This window comes from Caulobacter sp. GW821-FHT11A05 (assembly GCF_058809015.1).
This window is the reverse complement of record NZ_JBXASF010000026.1, coordinates 1-16,595: the sequence shown is the minus strand read 5'-3', so window position 1 is coordinate 16,595 and position 16,595 is coordinate 1. Positions and strand designations below refer to the sequence as shown.

The following is a 16,595-nucleotide window of genomic DNA, read 5'->3' as shown; positions in this document are numbered from 1 at the left end:
CTAGGGTGGGCGCATGATCCGCCGCCTCGCCCTGCTGTCGCTCCTCGCCCTCGCCGCCTGCGGCAAGCCCGCCGAGCAAAAGCCGACCGCGCCGGTCGCCGCCGCCACCGAGGCGACCCTTCCGGCCGACGCCGTCGCGGCCCAGCCGGCCTATACCGCCTCCGAAACCGGCATCGGGCCGATCACCGCCGACACCCCCTACGACCGCGCGACCCTGGCCAAGCTCTTCCCGGGCGCCCGGGTCGAGCCGGGAACGGAGAACTGGGAAGGCGAGGCGTTCGGCGTCCTCGATGTGCGTGACGATGACGGCCTCGATCTGCGGATCAGCGACGACAAGGGAAGACTGCACGGTGTCTGGGCCCGCGGCGGACCGGTGGTCGGACCGCGCGGCGAGCGCCTGGGCGATCCCTGGAGCAAGAGCGGCTTCAAGCCGGGCGACTGCAAGGCCGGCTGGGAGAACGACACCGGCAAGATCTTCTGCCGACGTCCCGGCGAGCCACGCCTGGCCTATGTTTATGAAACCCACGGGAAGTGGGAGGACGGCGTGTCCGACAACGCCGTGCCCTCGGCCGCCTTCCTCGCCGCCAACGGCGTCCTGACCGGCCTGATCTGGAATCGGGGCTAGGCCCTCAGGTGCGCATTCTCGCCGTCGATACCTGCCTGGACGCCTGCTCCGCCGCCCTGCTGGACGGGGACGAGGTGCTGGCCTGCGTCTCCGAGCCGATGAGCCGGGGGCATCAGGAGCGGCTGGCCCCGATGGTCGCCGCGATGATGGCCCCGTTCGGGTTCGAGGGGCTGAGCCGCATCGCCGCGACGGTGGGGCCGGGCTCGTTCACCGGTCTGCGGGTCGGGCTGGCCTTCGCCAAGGGACTTGGCGCGGCCCTGTCGGTTCCGCTGGTCGGGGTCGGCTCGCTACCGGCCCTGGCGGCGGGGCGGAGCGGCTTCGTCTGCGCGGCGGTCGACGCCCGGCGCAGCCAGATCTACCTGCAGGCCTTCCGCGACGGCGCGCCGCTGATGGCCCCGGATGCGCTGGCGGTTGGCACGGCGGCGGCGCGGCTGGCCGAACTGGCTGGCGACGGACCGGTGACCCTGGTCGGCTCTGGCGCGCCCCTGCTGGATGGAATGATCCCCGGCGCCGTCATCGAGACCCCCGGCGGGCCCGACCCGGCCTGGGTGGCGCGGCTGGCGGCGGCGGTGCGCGAACCGATCCCGACCGCGCGGCCGCTCTACCTGCGCACGCCGGACGCCAAGCTGCCGGGGGGCATCGATCCTTACGCATGACCCTCCCCCTCAATCCGATCATCCCGACGAAAGTCGGGACCCAGCTGGCAGGCGGTATCCGGGTCCGCTCTGATCAGAGCCCGCGTCTCTCACGCTGGTGGACACTGGGTCCCGACTTTCGTCGGGATGATCGGATTGAGGGGGTAGGCGATGCCTGATCCCGAAACCCTCGCCCTGGTCCACGCCAGCGCCTTCGAACACAGCTGGAGCGCGGCCGAGTTCGCCTCCCTGCTCGAAACCCCCGGGACCTTCGTGATCGCCGAGACCCATGGCTTCATCCTCGCTCGCGCCCTGGCCGGGGAGGCAGAGATCGTCACCCTGGCCGTGGCCCCGGCGGCGCGGCGGCAGGGTCTGGCCCGGCGGCTGGTCGAGGCGGCGGCGGTCCAGGCCCTGGCCCTGGGGGCCGAGGCGCTGTTCCTGGAGGTGGCCGACGACAATGTCCCGGCCTTGAGCCTCTATCGCGATTTCGGCTTCGAGACGGTGGGCCGGCGGCGGGGCTATTATGCGCGCGGAAACGCCGTTCCACCCGTCGACGCCCTCGTGATGCGGCTTTCCCTTAACAGCTAGCCCCGGCGTGACTATCTTGCGCCCGACTCGCCCGGAGGCCCCATGGACCGTCTTGAAAAGCTTTGCGTCGAAAAAGGCATGCGCATGACGGACCAGCGCCGGGTCATCGCCCGCGTGCTGTCGGTGGCCAACGACCATCCGGACGTCGAGGAACTGTACCGCCGCGCCCATGACGTCGACCCGCACATCTCGATCGCCACCGTCTATCGCACGGTGCGCCTGTTCGAGGAGGCCGGCATCATCGAGCGCCACGACTTCCGCGACGGCCGCTCGCGCTACGAAGAGGCGCCCGACCACCACCACGACCACCTGATCGACATGAAGACCGGCCAGGTCGTCGAGTTCGTCGACGAGGAGATCGAGCGGCTGCAGCAGGCGATCGCCCGCAAGCTGGGGTATCGGCTGGTCGACCACCGGCTGGAGCTCTACGGCCTGCCGCTGGAAGACAGCGAGAAGGTGACGCAGTAGCGCTGCGCGGGTTCCTCCCTCCCCTTTATGGGGAGGGACAGCGCGCGAAGCGCGCAGGGTGGGGTACTCACGTGACAGAGCGCGCTGCATCCGACTTCCCCACCCGTCACGCTACGCGTGACACCCTCCCCATAAAGGGGAGGGAGGGCTGATAACTTGCGAGTTGGGGCTGCTGACCCCATAACCCCGGCCATGACGAGCACCGCGCCCCAGAAGCGCCTCTACATCAAGACCTACGGCTGTCAGATGAACGTCTACGACAGCGAGCGCATGGCCGACGTCCTGCGCCCGCTGGGCTATGGCATGACCGACGACCCGGAGGGCGCCGACCTCGTCGTCCTCAACACCTGCCACATCCGCGAGAAGGCCACCGAGAAGGTCTATTCGGAACTGGGTCAGATCAAGCGGATGAAGGCCCGCAAGGCCGAGAGCGGCGACGGCGTCATGACCATCGCCGTGGCCGGCTGCGTCGCTCAAGCGGAAGGCGCCGAGATCATGCGCCGCCAGCCGGCCGTCGATCTGGTGGTCGGGCCGCAGGCCTATCACCAGCTGCCCGAACTGATCGCCCGCGCCCACCGCGCCAAGGGCGAGGGCCTGGCCGCCGAATTTTCCCCGGAGGAAAAGTTCGACGCCCTGCCCGAGACGCGTCACGTCAGCGGCGTCACCGCCTTCCTCACCGTGCAGGAGGGCTGCGACAAGTTCTGCACCTTCTGCGTGGTGCCCTACACCCGCGGCGCCGAGTGGTCGCGGCCCGCCGACACCATCCTCGCCGAGGCCCGCGGTCTGGCCGAGAAAGGCGTCCGCGAAGTCACCCTGCTGGGCCAGAACGTCAACGCCTACGACGGGGCCGAGGGCGGCCTGGCGGCGCTGGTCCGCCAGCTGGCCAAGATCGATGGGCTGGACCGCATCCGCTACACCACCAGCCACCCGCGCGACATGGACGAAGCCCTGATCGCCGCCCATGGCGAGCTGCCGGAGCTGATGCCCTACCTGCATCTGCCGGTGCAGGCGGGCTCGGACCGCATCCTCAAGGCCATGAACCGCGACCATACGGCCGAGAGCTACGTGAAGCTGGTCGAGCGCATCCGCGCCGCCCGGCCGGATATCGCCATGAGCGGCGACTTCATCGTCGGCTTCCCCGGCGAGCGGGAGCGCGACTTCCAGGCGACGCTCGATCTGGTCGCGCAGGTGAACTACGCCTCGGCCTTCTCCTTCAAATACAGCCGCCGCCCCGGCACGCCCGCCTCGGCCATGCCCGGCCAGGTGGCCGAGGAGGTCATGGACGAACGCCTGGCCCGGCTGAACGCCCTGCTCGGTCAGCAGCAGCAGGCCTTCAACGAGGCCCAGGCCGGCAAGGTGCTGCCCGTGCTGATCGAAAAGCGCGGCCGCAAGGACGGCCAGCTGGGCGGCCGCAGCCCCTATCTGCAGCCTGTCCACCTCGACGGGCCGGATCATCTGGTTGGCCAGATCGTTCCGGTCAGGATCGTCACCGGCCATCGGGGCAGTCTCACCGGTGAGCTTGTGCAAGCGCTGGAGCCCGCGTGAGTCGTCCGCCTGAATTCCTGCCCCTGTCCGACGTCGCCGCCCGCGCGGTCGCCGGTCCCGGCAGCCGCCACGCCGCCCTCATCGAGGACGCCTTCAAGGTGCTCGTCGAGACCCCCGGCGGCGGCGTCTCCGTGGACGGCGACGCCCGCGCCCGCTCGCTCGCCAAACGGGCCATCGCCTCCCTCGCCGCCCAGGCCGACGCCGGGGCCGAGGTCACCGAGGCCGACGTGCGTGTGGCGCTGGGCCAGGCCCGCTCCGGCGAAGCAGGCCCCGTCGCCCCGGGCGGCGTCCGCCGTGGTCCGGTGTCGCCGAAGACGGCGACCCAGGCCCAGTACATGGACATGCTGGGCCGCCACGACCTGGTCTTTGGCCTGGGTCCCGCCGGCACCGGCAAGACCTTCCTGGCCGTGGCCCATGGGGCCGGCATGCTGATGCGCGGTGAGATCGACCGGCTGATCGTCACCCGTCCGGCGGTCGAGGCGGGCGAGAAACTCGGCTTCCTGCCCGGCGACCTGACCGAGAAGGTCGATCCCTACATGGCCCCGGTCTGGGAGAGCCTGATCCAGATCATGGGCGCCGAGCAGCTGCGCAAGCGGCGCGAGAAGGGCGAGATCGAGGTCGCGCCGATCGCCTTCATGCGCGGCCGCACCCTCAGCCACGCCTTCATCATCGTCGACGAGGCCCAGAACACCTCGCGTCTGCAGATGAAGATGGTCCTGACCCGCATGGGCGAGGGCAGTCGCATGGCGGTGACCGGCGATCCCAGTCAGATCGACCTGGTCAATCCCCGCGACTCCGGCCTGGCCCATGCCGTGGCCATCCTGGAGGGCGTCGAGGGCGTCGCCCTGACCCGCTTCACGGCCGCCGACGTGGTCCGCCACCCGATGGTCGCCCGCATCGTCAAGGCCTACGACGAAGACGCGGCCAAGCGCGGCTGATGAGCGGGTCGGAGATAGAGGTCGAGGTTGAAGACCCGGCCTGGAACGCGGTGGCGGACGTTGAAGCGCTTGTGACCCGCGCGGCTGTGGCTACGCTCCAGTTCCTCCCCCCTCCCCCAGAGGGGAAGGTACTGGGTGTCGTGGTCCTGCTGACGGACGACGCCTCCGTCGCCGAGCTCAACCAGCAGTTCCGCGACAAGCCCGGCCCGACCAACGTCCTCTCCTTCCCGGCCCCGCCGAACCCCGAGAACCTGCTCGGCGATATCGCCCTGGCCTACGGCGTCTGCGCCCGGGAGGCGGCCGAGCAGGGCAAGTCCCTGGCCGACCATCTGAGCCACCTGACGGTGCATGGCGTGCTGCATCTTGCGGGATACGACCACCAGACCGATGATGAGGCGGAAGCGATGGAGGACCTGGAGCGGCGCGTGCTGGCCTCTCTGGGCGTTTCCGACCCCTACGCGTCCGAACAGAGCTAGATGACCGACAGCGATCAAGACCCGCCCCCGTCCGACCCTCCCCAGCGAAGTCGCGGGGGGCTGGGCGGCATGCTGCGCCAGGTGCTGCGCGCCTTCGGCGAGAGCGACGAGCCCGGTTCCCCTGACGCGCCGGCCGCCAATGAGCTGGCCCAGCACGCCCGAGAGTTCGCCCAACTCGACGTCGGCGACGTGATGACGCCGCGGGCCGACATCCAGGCCATCGAGATCGACACCCCGTTCGACGACGTCGTCGCCCGCTTCATCGAGACCGAGCACAGCCGCCTGCCGGTCTATCGCGAGACGCTCGACGATCCGGTCGGGGTCCTCCACATCAAGGACATCTTCCGCCTGCTGGCCGAGGGCCGCAAAGCCAGCACCGGGGCGCTGATCCGCAAGCTCAAGCGCGAGGTGCTGTACGTGCCAGAGGCCATGCCGGCCACGACCCTGCTGGAGAAGATGCAGGCGGGCCGGGTGCATCTGGCGCTGGTCATCGACGAGCACGGCGGGGTCAGCGGCCTGGCCACCCTCGAGGACCTGCTGGAAGCGGTGGTCGGCGAGATTGACGACGAGCATGACGAGGCCCAGGTCAGCGGCGTGGTCGCCAGGCCCGGCGGGGTGTTCGAGGTCGACGCCCGCGCCGACCTGGAGGACCTGGAGGCGGCGCTCGAGGTCGGCCGGCTGGCCCCGGAGGAGCTGGAAGAGGACATCGACACGGTCGGCGGCCTGGTCACCGCCCTGGCCGGCCGGGTGCCCGAGGCCGGCGAGGTGATCGCCCATCCCGGCGGCTGGGACTTCGAGGTCGTTGACGCCGACATCCGGCGGGTCAAGCGGGTGCGGGTGCGCCGCGCCCAGCGCCACCAGGAAGCCGTGTGAGCCTCTCCCCGGCCTGGAAGACGCGACTGATCGCGCTGGCGGCCGGCGCGGCGGCGGCCCTGGCCCATCCGCCGTTCGGGCTTCTGCCGGGGCTGCTCGGCTACGGCGTCATCCTGCTGCTGGTCGACGGCGCCAGTCCGGAGCGGCCGCTGCGTTCGGCCTTCTGGCGCGGCTGGCTGGCCGGCGTCGCCTATTTCGCCATCGGCACCTGGTGGGTGGCCGAGGCCTTCCTGGTCGACATCGCCGCCCACGGCTGGATGGCCCCCTTCGCGGTGACCTTCATGGCCGGCGGCATCGCCCTGTTCTGGGGCCTGGCGGCGCTGCTCTACCGGGCCAGCCGGGTCACGGGGCCCTGGCGGGTCATCGTCTTCGCCGCCGCCTTCGGGGCGGCCGAATGGCTGCGCGGCCATATCCTGACGGGGTTTCCCTGGAACCTGCCCGGCGAGACCTGGCGGGCGGGTTCGCTGATCTCGCAGTCGGCCTCGGTGGTCGGCGCCTATGGCCTCACCGTCCTCACCGTCGGGATCGCGGCCGCACCGGCCCTGCTCTGGAAGGCGCCGCGCCGACCGGCGATGATCGCCTGCGGGGCGGCGGCCGTTCTGCTGATGGTAATGGTCGGCTACGGCGCGTTTCTGTTCACAGTAACCTGGGCTCAGCCGCCAGGTCCTGTGGTCCGCATCGTCCAGCCCAACGTGCCCCAGGAGGCCAAGTACGATCCGCAATCCTTCAGCCGGATCATGGGGAAGTACCTGTCGCTGACTCGCCTGCCGTCAAAAGACGGCCGGGTCCCCGACATCGTCATCTGGCCGGAAGGCGCGGTGCCGGCCCTGGCCGAGGACTACCTCGCCGAGGGGACCTGGACGCGGGCGGCCATCATCGAGGCGCTGGCGCCGGGTCAGGTGCTGCTGGTGGGCGTCGCCCGGGTCGAGGGAACGCCGGACGCGCCGCGCTATTTCAACAGCCTGCTGGTCCTGCGCCGCCAGGAGGGCGACCTCGTCCAGCTTGGCCGCTACGACAAGTTCCGGCTGGTGCCGTTCGGCGAATACCTGCCGCTCGACAGCCTGCTGTCGCCGCTGGGGGTCAAGAACCTGGTGCAGATCGGCGACGGCTTCGCGCCCGGCAAGCGGCCGGCCCCGCTGGCCATTCCGGGCCTGCCGGTGCTGCAGCCGCTGATCTGCTACGAAAGCCTCTATCCGGGCTTCACCCGTGAGGGCGCGAAACGCTCCGGCAAGGCCCCCGACCTGATCGTCAACGTCTCCAACGACGCCTGGTTCGGGGCCACCAGTGGCCCCCTGCAACACCTCAACCTGGCCAGCTACCGGGCCATCGAGGAAGGGGTCCCGATGGCCCGCGCCACCCCGACGGGGGTGTCGGCGATGGTTGACGCTTACGGCCGGGTGATTCCCTCCAGCCGCATCGAACAAGGCGCTCAGGCTGTGGTCGATGTCAAACTGCCACCTAGAGTAGTCGAAACTCCCTACCGCAGGTTGGGCGACCTTCCGTTACTGATATTCATAATTGCAGGCCTGACCGTAACAGCGGTCTTTCACTGGCGACGTCTGAAAAACCTCCCCAATATGCCGTCCGCCGCCTGACGGCTGATGTGTGTTTCTTATCGGGGCGCTTCCTTCAATGACTGACGACGCTAGCCGTTCGCCCAATCCGATCGACGTCCATGTCGGCCGGAGGGTCAGACAGCGGCGCAAGGCCATGGGGGTGACCCAGGAGCGTCTGGCCGACGATCTCGGCCTGACCTTCCAGCAGGTCCAGAAGTACGAGCGCGGCGCCAACCGGGTGTCGGCCTCCAAGCTGTACGAGATCGCCGTCGCCCTGCAGACCGGCACCGAATACTTCTTCGAGGGCCTGGCCGACCCCTCCTCGCTGAAGACCGGCGGCGGCGAGGCCGAGCCGGCCTCGGAGAAGTTCGTCAACGCCTTCCTGATGTCGAGCGAGGGGCTGGAGCTGGCCGAGCTGTTCTCGCGCCTGAAAAGCCCCCGGCTGCGCAAGCGGATCGTCGAGCTGGTCCGCAGCATGGTCGAAGACACGGACGGCGAGGACGCTTAGCGCTCAGCGCCCGTCATCCTCGCACTTGTTGCGAGGACCCATGATCTCGAACGGTTGCAAGGCGGCGCCGCTCTGTCCGCGCGCTCCCGCATCCGCTCGCGGGGATGGGTCCTCGCAACAAGTGCGAGGATGACGGACTAGAAGCGAGCTTGCGGATATAAAGATACCTTTATATGGTCCCTCGCGTTGAACCGGGAGCCTTCCGTGAGCCGTCAGAACTACATCTTCACCAGCGAAAGCGTGTCCGAAGGGCACCCCGACAAGGTCGCCGACCGCATCAGCGACACCGTCGTCGACGCCTTCCTGGCCGAGGAGCCCGAAGCCCGGGTGGCCTGCGAGACCCTGGTGACCACCAACCGCATCGTGCTGGCCGGCGAGATCCGCGCCGCCAAGCCCGGCGCCTCCAAGTCCGAGAACAAGGAGCGCAACAAGGCGCTGATCGCCTCGCTCGAGCCCAAGGTTCGCGCCGCGATCAAGGACATCGGCTACGCCCAGAAGGGCTTCCACTGGGAAAAGGCCAAGTACCAGTGCTTCCTGCACGCCCAGTCCGACCATATCGCGCAAGGCGTCGACGCCGGCGAGAACAAGGACGAGGGGGCCGGCGACCAGGGCATCATGTTCGGCTACGCCACCGACGACACACCGGAGTTCATGCCGGCCACCCTGCAGTACAGCCACAACATCCTGCGCCGCCTGGCCGAGCTGCGGCACAGCGGCGAGCTGCCCTTCCTCGAGCCCGACGCCAAGAGCCAGGTCACCCTGCGCTACGAGAACGACCGGCCGGTGCATGTTGAGGAGATCGTCGTCTCCCACCAGCACGGCAAGAAGATGGACGGCGGCGCCCCGACGTCGAAGCGGCTGCTGGGCGCCCTGCGCCCCTACATCCTGCCCCTCTTCGCCGACGGCCTGATCACCAAGAAGACCAAGTGGCACATCAACCCGACCGGCAAGTTCCTGATCGGCGGGCCAGACGGCGACTGCGGCCTGACCGGCCGCAAGATCATCGTCGACACCTACGGCGGCGCGGCCCCGCACGGCGGCGGCGCCTTCTCCGGCAAGGATCCGACCAAGGTCGACCGCTCGGCCGCCTACGCCTGCCGCTACCTGGCCAAGAACGTCGTGGCGGCGGGTCTGGCCAAGAAGTGCACCATCCAGATCAGCTACGCGATCGGCGTCGCCCGGCCGCTGAGCTTCTACGTCGACACCCACGGCACCGGCGAGGTCGATCCGGCCCAGCTGGAAAAACTGCTGCCCGACTTCATCGGCGGCGGCACCCCGGCCGGCATCCGCAAGACCCTGCAGCTCAACAAGCCGATCTACGCCCGCACCACGGCTTACGGCCACTTCGGCCGCCAGCCGGACAACGAGGGCGGCTTCAGCTGGGAAAAGATCGACCTGGTCCCGGAACTGCAAAAGGCCTTCTAGCCTTCCGCCCACGGCGCGGAGGCGGTAAAGGCCGCCTCCCATGCCCAAGCCCCAGCAACCTCACGGCCCCCTGCGCTCCTTCGGGCGCATCAAGTCGCGGCCGATCAAGGCGCGGCAGGCGGCGCTGTTCGACAGCCTGTTGCCGTCCATCGCCGTGCCGGACGCCGCCTTCGATCCCCAAACCCTGAAGCCCGACGCCACGGCGGTCTGGGTCGAGATCGGCTTCGGCGGCGGCGAGCACCTGGCCGGGCAGGCGGCGCGGAACCCGGACCTGCTGATCATCGGGGCCGAGCCCTTCCAGAACGGCGTCGCCAGCGCCCTGCGCCACCTCGACGAAGCGGGGGCCAGCAACGCCCGCATCCACCCCGGCGACGGCCGCGAGGTGCTGGCCCACCTGCCGGACGGCAGCGTCGACCGCCTGTTCGTCCTCTTCCCAGACCCCTGGCAGAAGGCGCGGCATAACAAGCGCCGGCTGGTGAATCCTGAGTTCCTGGCCGAGGCCCACCGGGTGCTGAAGCCTGGCGGCAAGTTCCGCTTCGCCACCGACTGGGCCGACTACGCCGACTGGACGCTTGAACGCGTCCTGAACAGCGGCCTCTTCGCCTGGCCGGCCGACAAGGCCGACGACTGGCGTGTCCCGCCGGCCGATCACCTGACCACCCGCTACGAAGAAAAGAAGCTCGGCGACATCCCGCCGGTGTGGCTGGACTTCGTGCGAGCCTAAGAGGTTTCGTCAATCCAGCGCAGGGCGCGCTGGAAGAGGTTGAGGGTTGAGGCGTGCAGGCGGTCGCCGATGGCCTTGGGCGCCAGACCCGCGCCGGCCCGGGCGTGACTGCCTTCCAGGATGATGCCGAGCTTGTAGCAGGCGAGAACCCCGTACCAGCGGATGTGGCTCAGATCCCGGTCGCTGCCCCTGCCATAGTGGTCGATGACCTCGCCGATCGTCGGAAAGCCCTCCCAGGGGGTAACCGGCGTCAGGTCCTGGCCGGGCTCGGGCCACATGGCCATCAGCCAGCCGAGGTCGAGCAGCGGATCGCCGGTGCTGGCCAGCTCCCAGTCGACGATGGCGGCCAGCTCGCCGCTGTCATGGCGGTACATGACATTGGCCAGGTGGTAGTCGCCGTGGATCAGGCCGGGCCGGAACGACGCCGGGCGATGGGCGTCCAGCCAGGCGCCGACCGTTTCGACGCCGGGAATCTCGTCGGTCCAGGTCGGAAACTCGCGATAGCTCTCGAACTGCGCCCGCCAGCGCGGGACCTGCCGCTCCAGCCAGCCATCGGTCTTGCCCAGGGTCTCCAGTCCGACGGCGGCGATATCGACGCGGCCGAGCGCGATGATGCCGTCGGCCAGGGCGAAGCCCATGCGTCGCCGCACGGCCGGGTCGTTGGCGTGCAGCGGCGGCAGGCCGACCGTCGGATTGAAGCCGTCGATTGGCTCCATCAGGTAGAAGGCCGCCCCGTCCATGGTCTCTTCCGGACTGGCGGCGATCAGCCCCGGATGCGGCACGTCCGACCCGGCCAGGGCGGCCAGCACCCGGGCCTCGCGGCGCATGGTCTCGTTGGAGTTGGCGCGACGCTTCGGCGGCGGGCGACGCAGGACGTAGTCGCGGCCTGAGCGGGTGAACTTCAGGAGGATGTTCTGCGTCCCGCCGGTCAGGACGGTGAGGTCCTCTAGCGGGCCCGAGCCCAGGCGCTTGCCGTCCATGAAGGCTTCGAGGACGGAGAGATCGACGCCCTCAGGGACCGGATTCTCGCTGCCCATCATTCCTCCCGGCCGTCGTGTCGCGGCCTTCGAGGGAAAGCGTAGGAGGTTATCGTGGCGGCAAGCAAATCGCGCTCGCCTTCCTTCCACCGACCACCCCGACGAAAGTCGGGGCCCAGCTGGCAAACCAGAAGACAGGCTAGCGCTGATCAGCGCCGCACCTCATCCGAGAGTGGACCCTGGGCCCCGACTTTCGTCGGGGTGGTCGGAACAGGGGTGGGCGGACCCAGAGGCAAGGGGCGCAGAATACCGGCGCGCAGAGGGAGATGCGCCATGGCCAAAGTCAAGCGGATCGGCGGCGCCGGCGGCTTCCCGGGCGACTCCTCCGTCGCCGCGCGGCAGCTGCTGAAGGGCGGCGGGCAATCAGGGTTCCGGTGGCCCTGGTCGCCCAGTATTGTCCGGCCAGCTACGGAGCAGGCCGATGACCGAAACCTGGAGCGTCTTTCCGGTGCTGGTGGTCGCCGATCTGGCGGCCTCGATCCCCTACTGGCGCGACCGGCTGGGGTTCGCGGTCGGCGGGGTGCTGGGCGATCCGCCGCGCATGGCCTTTCTCACGCGGGGCGGGGTCGAGTTCATGCTGCAGGACGCCGCCAGCCAGCCGACACCGGGCCCTAATCGCGACTACAAGCCGGGCATCTGGGACGCCCATGTCTGGGTCCAGGACGCCGACGCCTTGCACGCCGAACTGGTCTCGCGCGGCGCCGACATCGCCAGCCCGCCCTGCGACACCCCCTATCGGACCCGGGAGTTCGAGGTCCGCGACCTTGACGGCCATGTGATCGCCTTCGCCCACAACACTGCGTGAGCCTCACGGGAATTGCGGCTCGCCCCGCGCGTGTCTCAGCATTGACCGTGCCGAAAACCCGGTCATGGTGAATGAAATCGTCCCGAGAAACGTGGGCGAGGGAGGAAGACATGATCAGGGGTGTGCGCATGGCGCTGGGGTGGATCCTCGGCGCCCTCGTCTGGGCTTTGGTGATTTCACTGGTGCTGGTGGTCTGGGAAGGCCGTGGCGACCTGTCGGCCGGCAATCTGATGGACATGGGACAGGTGGGGCTGACCGGCGTGCCGGCGGCGGCGCCCGGCGCCCTGGTCTTCCTGGGGCTTGGGTTGCTGCTGTTTGGCCTGATGGGCCGGCGCACCGCCCCGGTCGGAGCCGGCGGCTTCGGCGGTCTGCTCTTCCTGCTGGCCAGCGGCCTGGCCTGGAAGTTCGGCGGCGGATCGCCGCTGGTCGCCACCCTGTTCGGCCTCTTTCCCATCGAGGCCTTCTGGGCCCAGCTCATGGACATCGCCAAGGCCGACGGCGCCGTCTACGCCTGGCTGGCGGTGCATGGTCTGGCGCCCGTGATCGCGGGCAGCATCGGCGGCGGGGTCTATGACGCCGTCTCCGGCGCGGCCAAGGCGGCGCGCCGCAAGGGCCGTCTGCCGCCGGTCAATTTCGGCTAGCGCCCAGCCCCGCGTTGTTGGGGGGCTGACAACCAGCGAGGGAGGGTCTATATGAGCCTCCACATCGTTTGAACGCGCTGGATAGCGCATTCGAGCGGCGTCCTCCGGGGCGCCGCTTTTGTTTTGGGTTTTTGGACGACTTTCGGGAGAGGCGCACTTTGCGCGCACGCACGAATGAGGATCGCGGCCTGATCGAGCTGCTCGACCCCGTGGCGGAAGCCGCCGGGTACGCGATCGTGCGCCTGCGCCTGATGGGCGGCCAGACCCGCCGGCTGCAGATCATGGCCGAGCGCCCCGACGGCGAGATGGTCGTCGAGGACTGCGCCCGCCTGTCGCGCGCCATCTCCGAGGTCATGGACGCCGCCGACCCGATCACCGGCGAATACACCCTGGAAGTCTCCAGCCCCGGCATCGACCGGCCGCTGACCCGCCTGAAGGACTTCGAGACCTGGGAAGGCTACGAGGCCCGCATCGAACTCGACCGCATCGCCGAGGGCCGCAAGCGGTTCAAGGGCGAGCTGGCCGGGGTCGAGGATGGCCAGGTCGGCATCAACGTCGAGGGCGACGCCGACACCACCCTCTACATCCCGTTCGACTGGATCCTGGAGGCCAAGCTGGTCCTCAACGACCAGCTGATGAAGGTCGGCGCCGAACAGCGCGCCGCCCGCATCGCCCAGGACGACATCAACTCCGTCGGCAACGACAACGACTGACCCTTTAGAGTTCTAAGGACTTAGACCATGGCCACCGGCATTTCCGCCAACCGCCTCGAACTGCTCCAGATCGCCGACGCGGTCGCCCGCGAGAAGGGCATCGACAAGGAGATCGTCATCGCCTCCATCGAGGAAGCGATCCAGAAGGCCGCCCGCAGCCGCTACGGCGCCGAGCACGACATCCGCGTCGCCATCGACGCCAAGACCGGCGAGACCTCGATCAAGCGCTACGTCACCGTGGTGCCGGACGACGTCGAGGAATTCGAAGAGGGCGACGTCGGCAAGATGCGCCTGGCCGACGCCAAGGCCTTCTATGGCGCCGACACCGAAGTCGGTCAGGTGTTCGACGAAGAACTGCCGCCCTTCGAGTTCGGCCGGGTGCAGACCCAGATGGCCCGCCAGGTGGTGTTCGGCAAGGTCCGCGAGGCCGAGCGTGAGCGCCAGTTTGAAGAGTACAAGGATCGCGTCGGCGAGATCGTCAACGGCGTCGTCAAGCGCGTCGAATACGGCAACGTCATCGTCGACCTCGGCCGTGGCGAAGGCGTCATGCGCCGCGACCAGTCGATCCCGCGCGAGAACTTCAACCTCGGCGACCGCATCCGCTGCTACATCTACGACGTCCGCAGCGAGACCAAGGGGCCGCAGATCATGCTCAGCCGCGCCCACGGCGGCTTCATGGCCAAGCTGTTCGCGCAGGAAGTGCCGGAAGTCTACGACGGCGTCATCGAGATCCGCGCCGTCGCCCGCGACCCGGGCAGCCGCGCCAAGATGGGCGTCGTCTCCAACGATTCCAGCATCGACCCGGTCGGCGCCTGCGTCGGTATGCGTGGTTCGCGCGTCCAGGCCGTCGTCGCCGAGCTGCAGGGCGAAAAGATCGACATCATCCAGTGGAGCCCGGACGAGGCGACCTTCATCGTCAACGCCCTGGCCCCGGCCGAAGTCTCCAAGGTGGTCATGGACGAGGACGACGAGCGCGTCGAAGTCGTGGTCCCCGACGAACAGCTGTCGCTGGCCATCGGCCGCCGCGGCCAGAACGTCCGCCTGGCCAGCCAGCTGACCGGCTGGCAGATCGATATCCTGACCGAGTCTCAAGAGTCCGAGCGCCGCCAGAAGCAGTTCGCCGAGACCACCCAGCTGTTCCAGGACGCCCTGGACGTCGACGAGGTCATCGCCCAGCTGCTGGCCACCGAAGGCTTTGTGTCCGTCGAGGACGTCGCCTTCGTCGAGCCGCATGAAATCGCCGAGATCGAAGGCTTCGATGAGGACACCGCCGAGGAACTGCAGGCCCGGGCCCGCGAATTCCTCGACAAGGCCGCCGCCGAGCTGGACGCCAAGCGCACCGAACTGGGCGTCGAGGACGGCGTCCTGGAGATCGAGGGCATCACCCTGCCGATGGCCGTCGCCCTGGGCGAAGCCGACGTCAAGACGGTGGAAGACCTGGCCGGCCTGGTCCCAGACGACCTGCGCGGCTGGTACGAAAGCAAGGACGGCGAGCGGGTCCGCGAGGCCGGCGCCCTGGAAAGCTTCAACCTGACGCCGGAAGACGCCGAGACCCTGATCATGCGCGCCCGCGTGGTGATGGGCTGGGTCGAAGCCCCGCCGGAGCCGGAATACGTCGAGGAAGAATACTACGAGGGCGAGGAAGGCGTGGAGTACGCCGAAGCCGAAGCCGAAGGCGAACAGCCGGAAGCCTCGGAAGAGGTCGCCCTGGCCGAGGCCGAAGGCGAGGCTCGGGACGCGTGAGCGTCCTTGGCCAAACCCTCGGACTGACGTCTTCGACGATGAACTGACCGGCCTATCCCAGGCTGGTCGACGACAAGGAACGCGACCAGCCCATGCAGGCTGAGACCGACATTTCGGCTCACAAGACCCTGGCGGAAGCCGCCAGGGAACGGCGCGACATCGTCTCGGGAGAGGTGATGGCGGAGCAGAAGCTTGTCCGTTTCGTCGCCAGCCCCGACGGCGTCGTCACCCCCGACATCGCCCGCAAGCTGCCCGGCCGGGGCATCTGGGTCGCCGCCGACCGCGCCAGCATCGAGGCGGCAGCGAAGAAAAACTCCTTCGCCCGCTCGGCCAAGGCCAAGCTGACGGTGCCCGACGGCCTGGCCGATCTGGTCGAGAAACTGCTGACCAAGCGGGTTCTCGACAGCCTGGGCCTTGCGCGCCGGTCGGGCGACCTTACATCGGGCTTCGAAAAGGTCATGTCCGCCGTTCGCGGCGGCAAGGCCGCCTGGCTGATCGAGGCCAGCGACGGGGCGGCCGACGGCCGTTCGAAGATTCTCAACCTGGCCCGGCATATGACCCCGCAGCCTCGGGTCATCGGCGTTTTCACTTCCGCCGAATTGGGTTTGGCCTTGGGAGCCGAGAATGTGATACACACCGCCTTCCTCGGCGGACGGTCGGCCAAGAGTTGGACGCAAGACGTCGAACGTCTGGCCGGATTTCGCCCGCTTCTCCCTGAGGACTGGCGCGAGGAACGGTAGGAGAAGGGCCCGCGGGAAACCGCGACCGGGCCCTTTGTGAGTTTGGAAATTCAGGTAGTGCGGCCGGATCATCCGGTCGCGAGTTAAGCGAGACGCATGAGCGACGAGAACGACAACCGCCCGGGCCGCCCGCCCATGACGCTGAAGCCCCGCACGGGGTCGGTCAGCGCCGGCGTGGTGAAGCAAAGCTTCAGCCATGGGCGGACCAAGACGGTGGTGGTGGAAACCAAGCGGCAGCGGACCCACACCGCGCCGGCGGCGAATCTCGCCGGTCCCTCGGCCGCTGAGCGGCGCCCCGCACCGGGCGCCCCGCAACAGCGTCCGCAAGGCTCGCAAGGCTCGGGCGGTCTTTCCGCCGACGAGATGCGGGCCCGCCAGGCCGCCATCGAAAGCGCCCAGCGCCAGGCCCAGATCCAGGCCGCCGCCCGCGCCGAGGAGGCCCGCAAGGCCGCCGCCGCCGCGGCTGCTGCGGAAGCCGCCAAGGCGGCCCCGGCTCCGGCCGCCCCGGCTCCTGCGGCTCCGGCCGCCGAAGCGCCGGCCCCGGCCCCTGTGGCC

General features: G+C 69.1%; 19 protein-coding genes. 18 read left to right on the top strand and 1 reads right to left on the bottom strand.

Translation table 11 applies throughout. The features are described 5' to 3' along the window. The first annotated feature begins 13 nt into the window (after nt 1-13). From AC1RSK_RS23475 to trmB, 12 genes are all read left to right on the top strand, one after another. The gene (locus tag AC1RSK_RS23475) at nt 14-625 is read left to right on the top strand and encodes a DUF1131 family protein (RefSeq protein ID WP_492910114.1); all 612 of its coding nucleotides are present in this window, start codon (nt 14-16) and stop codon (nt 623-625) included. Nucleotides 626-633: 8 nt separating this feature from the next. Continuing rightward, a complete protein-coding gene (tsaB, locus tag AC1RSK_RS23470; RefSeq protein ID WP_492910113.1) occupies nt 634-1,281 on the top strand; it encodes a tRNA (adenosine(37)-N6)-threonylcarbamoyltransferase complex dimerization subunit type 1 TsaB in 648 nt (215 codons plus the stop codon). A 150-nt stretch (nt 1,282-1,431) separates the two neighbouring features. Beyond that, nucleotides 1,432-1,848, top strand: coding sequence for a GNAT family N-acetyltransferase (locus AC1RSK_RS23465; protein WP_492910112.1), 417 nt, complete (start codon nt 1,432-1,434; stop codon nt 1,846-1,848). A 42-nt stretch (nt 1,849-1,890) separates the two neighbouring features. Beyond that, the gene (locus AC1RSK_RS23460; RefSeq protein ID WP_492910111.1) at nt 1,891-2,316 is read left to right on the top strand and encodes a Fur family transcriptional regulator; all 426 of its coding nucleotides are present in this window, start codon (nt 1,891-1,893) and stop codon (nt 2,314-2,316) included. A 192-nt stretch (nt 2,317-2,508) separates the two neighbouring features. Continuing rightward, nucleotides 2,509-3,861 carry a tRNA (N6-isopentenyl adenosine(37)-C2)-methylthiotransferase MiaB gene (gene miaB / locus AC1RSK_RS23455; protein ID WP_492910110.1) on the top strand — a complete coding sequence of 451 codons (1,353 nt, stop codon included), beginning with the start codon at nt 2,509-2,511 and terminating at the stop codon, nt 3,859-3,861. Then, on the top strand, nt 3,858-4,799 hold the full coding sequence (locus AC1RSK_RS23450) for a PhoH family protein (RefSeq protein ID WP_492910109.1): 942 nt from the start codon (nt 3,858-3,860) through the stop codon (nt 4,797-4,799). Before miaB ends, AC1RSK_RS23450 begins: the two co-directional genes overlap by 4 nt. Next, on the top strand, nt 4,799-5,275 hold the full coding sequence (gene ybeY / locus AC1RSK_RS23445; RefSeq protein ID WP_492910108.1) for an rRNA maturation RNase YbeY: 477 nt from the start codon (nt 4,799-4,801) through the stop codon (nt 5,273-5,275). The genes AC1RSK_RS23450 and ybeY overlap by 1 nt, the downstream gene beginning before the upstream one ends. 69 nt (nt 5,276-5,344) lie before the next feature. Next, entirely contained in the window at nt 5,345-6,148 is an 804-nt protein-coding gene (locus AC1RSK_RS23440) for a hemolysin family protein (RefSeq protein WP_492910107.1), read from the top strand. Beyond that, nucleotides 6,145-7,743, top strand: coding sequence for an apolipoprotein N-acyltransferase (gene lnt / locus AC1RSK_RS23435; protein WP_492910106.1), 1,599 nt, complete (start codon nt 6,145-6,147; stop codon nt 7,741-7,743). Before AC1RSK_RS23440 ends, lnt begins: the two co-directional genes overlap by 4 nt. 37 nt (nt 7,744-7,780) lie before the next feature. Next, the gene (locus AC1RSK_RS23430; RefSeq protein WP_492910105.1) at nt 7,781-8,212 is read left to right on the top strand and encodes a helix-turn-helix domain-containing protein; all 432 of its coding nucleotides are present in this window, start codon (nt 7,781-7,783) and stop codon (nt 8,210-8,212) included. A gap of 204 nt (nt 8,213-8,416) precedes the next feature. Further along, a complete protein-coding gene (gene metK, locus AC1RSK_RS23425) occupies nt 8,417-9,637 on the top strand; it encodes a methionine adenosyltransferase (RefSeq protein ID WP_492910104.1) in 1,221 nt (406 codons plus the stop codon). A 40-nt stretch (nt 9,638-9,677) separates the two neighbouring features. Beyond that, nucleotides 9,678-10,361 carry a tRNA (guanosine(46)-N7)-methyltransferase TrmB gene (trmB, locus tag AC1RSK_RS23420; RefSeq protein WP_492910103.1) on the top strand — a complete coding sequence of 228 codons (684 nt, stop codon included), beginning with the start codon at nt 9,678-9,680 and terminating at the stop codon, nt 10,359-10,361. On the opposite strand, the gene AC1RSK_RS23415 is transcribed toward trmB, so the two are convergent. Continuing rightward, nucleotides 10,358-11,398 (bottom strand): phosphotransferase family protein, encoded by a 1,041-nt coding sequence (locus AC1RSK_RS23415; RefSeq protein ID WP_492910102.1) that lies wholly within the window; start codon nt 11,396-11,398, stop codon nt 10,358-10,360. The genes trmB and AC1RSK_RS23415 overlap by 4 nt on opposite strands. Nucleotides 11,399-11,819: 421 nt before the next feature. Between AC1RSK_RS23415 and AC1RSK_RS23410 the strand changes: the two genes are divergently transcribed. The 6 genes from AC1RSK_RS23410 to AC1RSK_RS23385 all read left to right on the top strand — a co-directional run. Then, a complete protein-coding gene (locus AC1RSK_RS23410; RefSeq protein WP_492910101.1) occupies nt 11,820-12,203 on the top strand; it encodes a VOC family protein in 384 nt (127 codons plus the stop codon). 110 nt (nt 12,204-12,313) lie between these two features. Then, the gene (locus AC1RSK_RS23405; protein ID WP_492910100.1) at nt 12,314-12,844 is read left to right on the top strand and encodes a hypothetical protein; all 531 of its coding nucleotides are present in this window, start codon (nt 12,314-12,316) and stop codon (nt 12,842-12,844) included. 158 nt (nt 12,845-13,002) lie between these two features. Then, nucleotides 13,003-13,557, top strand: a complete 555-nt coding sequence (gene rimP, locus AC1RSK_RS23400; protein WP_492910099.1) for a ribosome maturation factor RimP — start codon at nt 13,003-13,005, stop codon at nt 13,555-13,557. A 27-nt stretch (nt 13,558-13,584) separates the two neighbouring features. Beyond that, nucleotides 13,585-15,300, top strand: a complete 1,716-nt coding sequence (gene nusA, locus AC1RSK_RS23395) for a transcription termination factor NusA (RefSeq protein WP_492910098.1) — start codon at nt 13,585-13,587, stop codon at nt 15,298-15,300. Between the two features lie 92 nt (nt 15,301-15,392). Further along, the gene (locus AC1RSK_RS23390) at nt 15,393-16,040 is read left to right on the top strand and encodes an RNA-binding protein (protein ID WP_492910097.1); all 648 of its coding nucleotides are present in this window, start codon (nt 15,393-15,395) and stop codon (nt 16,038-16,040) included. Between the two features lie 96 nt (nt 16,041-16,136). After that, on the top strand, nt 16,137-16,595 hold a 459-nt coding region (locus AC1RSK_RS23385; RefSeq protein ID WP_492910096.1), incomplete at its 3' end, for an IF-2-associated domain-containing protein.

Excerpts from the sequence above, each read along its gene's own strand:
- AC1RSK_RS23475 (WP_492910114.1), top strand. The coding sequence starts at position 14 with ATGATCCGCCGCCTCGCCCTGCTGTCGCTCCTCGCCCTCGCCGCCTGC.
- AC1RSK_RS23465 (WP_492910112.1), top strand. The coding sequence starts at position 1,432 with ATGCCTGATCCCGAAACCCTCGCCCTGGTCCACGCCAGCGCCTTCGAA.
- AC1RSK_RS23460 (WP_492910111.1), top strand. The coding sequence starts at position 1,891 with ATGGACCGTCTTGAAAAGCTTTGCGTCGAAAAAGGCATGCGCATGACG.
- miaB (WP_492910110.1), top strand. The coding sequence starts at position 2,509 with ATGACGAGCACCGCGCCCCAGAAGCGCCTCTACATCAAGACCTACGGC.
- ybeY (WP_492910108.1), top strand. The coding sequence starts at position 4,799 with ATGAGCGGGTCGGAGATAGAGGTCGAGGTTGAAGACCCGGCCTGGAAC.
- AC1RSK_RS23440 (WP_492910107.1), top strand. The coding sequence starts at position 5,345 with ATGCTGCGCCAGGTGCTGCGCGCCTTCGGCGAGAGCGACGAGCCCGGT.
- AC1RSK_RS23430 (WP_492910105.1), top strand. The coding sequence starts at position 7,781 with ATGACTGACGACGCTAGCCGTTCGCCCAATCCGATCGACGTCCATGTC.
- trmB (WP_492910103.1), top strand. The coding sequence starts at position 9,678 with ATGCCCAAGCCCCAGCAACCTCACGGCCCCCTGCGCTCCTTCGGGCGC.
- AC1RSK_RS23415 (WP_492910102.1), bottom strand. The coding sequence starts at position 11,398 with ATGGGCAGCGAGAATCCGGTCCCTGAGGGCGTCGATCTCTCCGTCCTC.
- AC1RSK_RS23410 (WP_492910101.1), top strand. The coding sequence starts at position 11,820 with ATGACCGAAACCTGGAGCGTCTTTCCGGTGCTGGTGGTCGCCGATCTG.
- AC1RSK_RS23405 (WP_492910100.1), top strand. The coding sequence starts at position 12,314 with ATGATCAGGGGTGTGCGCATGGCGCTGGGGTGGATCCTCGGCGCCCTC.
- nusA (WP_492910098.1), top strand. The coding sequence starts at position 13,585 with ATGGCCACCGGCATTTCCGCCAACCGCCTCGAACTGCTCCAGATCGCC.
- AC1RSK_RS23390 (WP_492910097.1), top strand. The coding sequence starts at position 15,393 with ATGCAGGCTGAGACCGACATTTCGGCTCACAAGACCCTGGCGGAAGCC.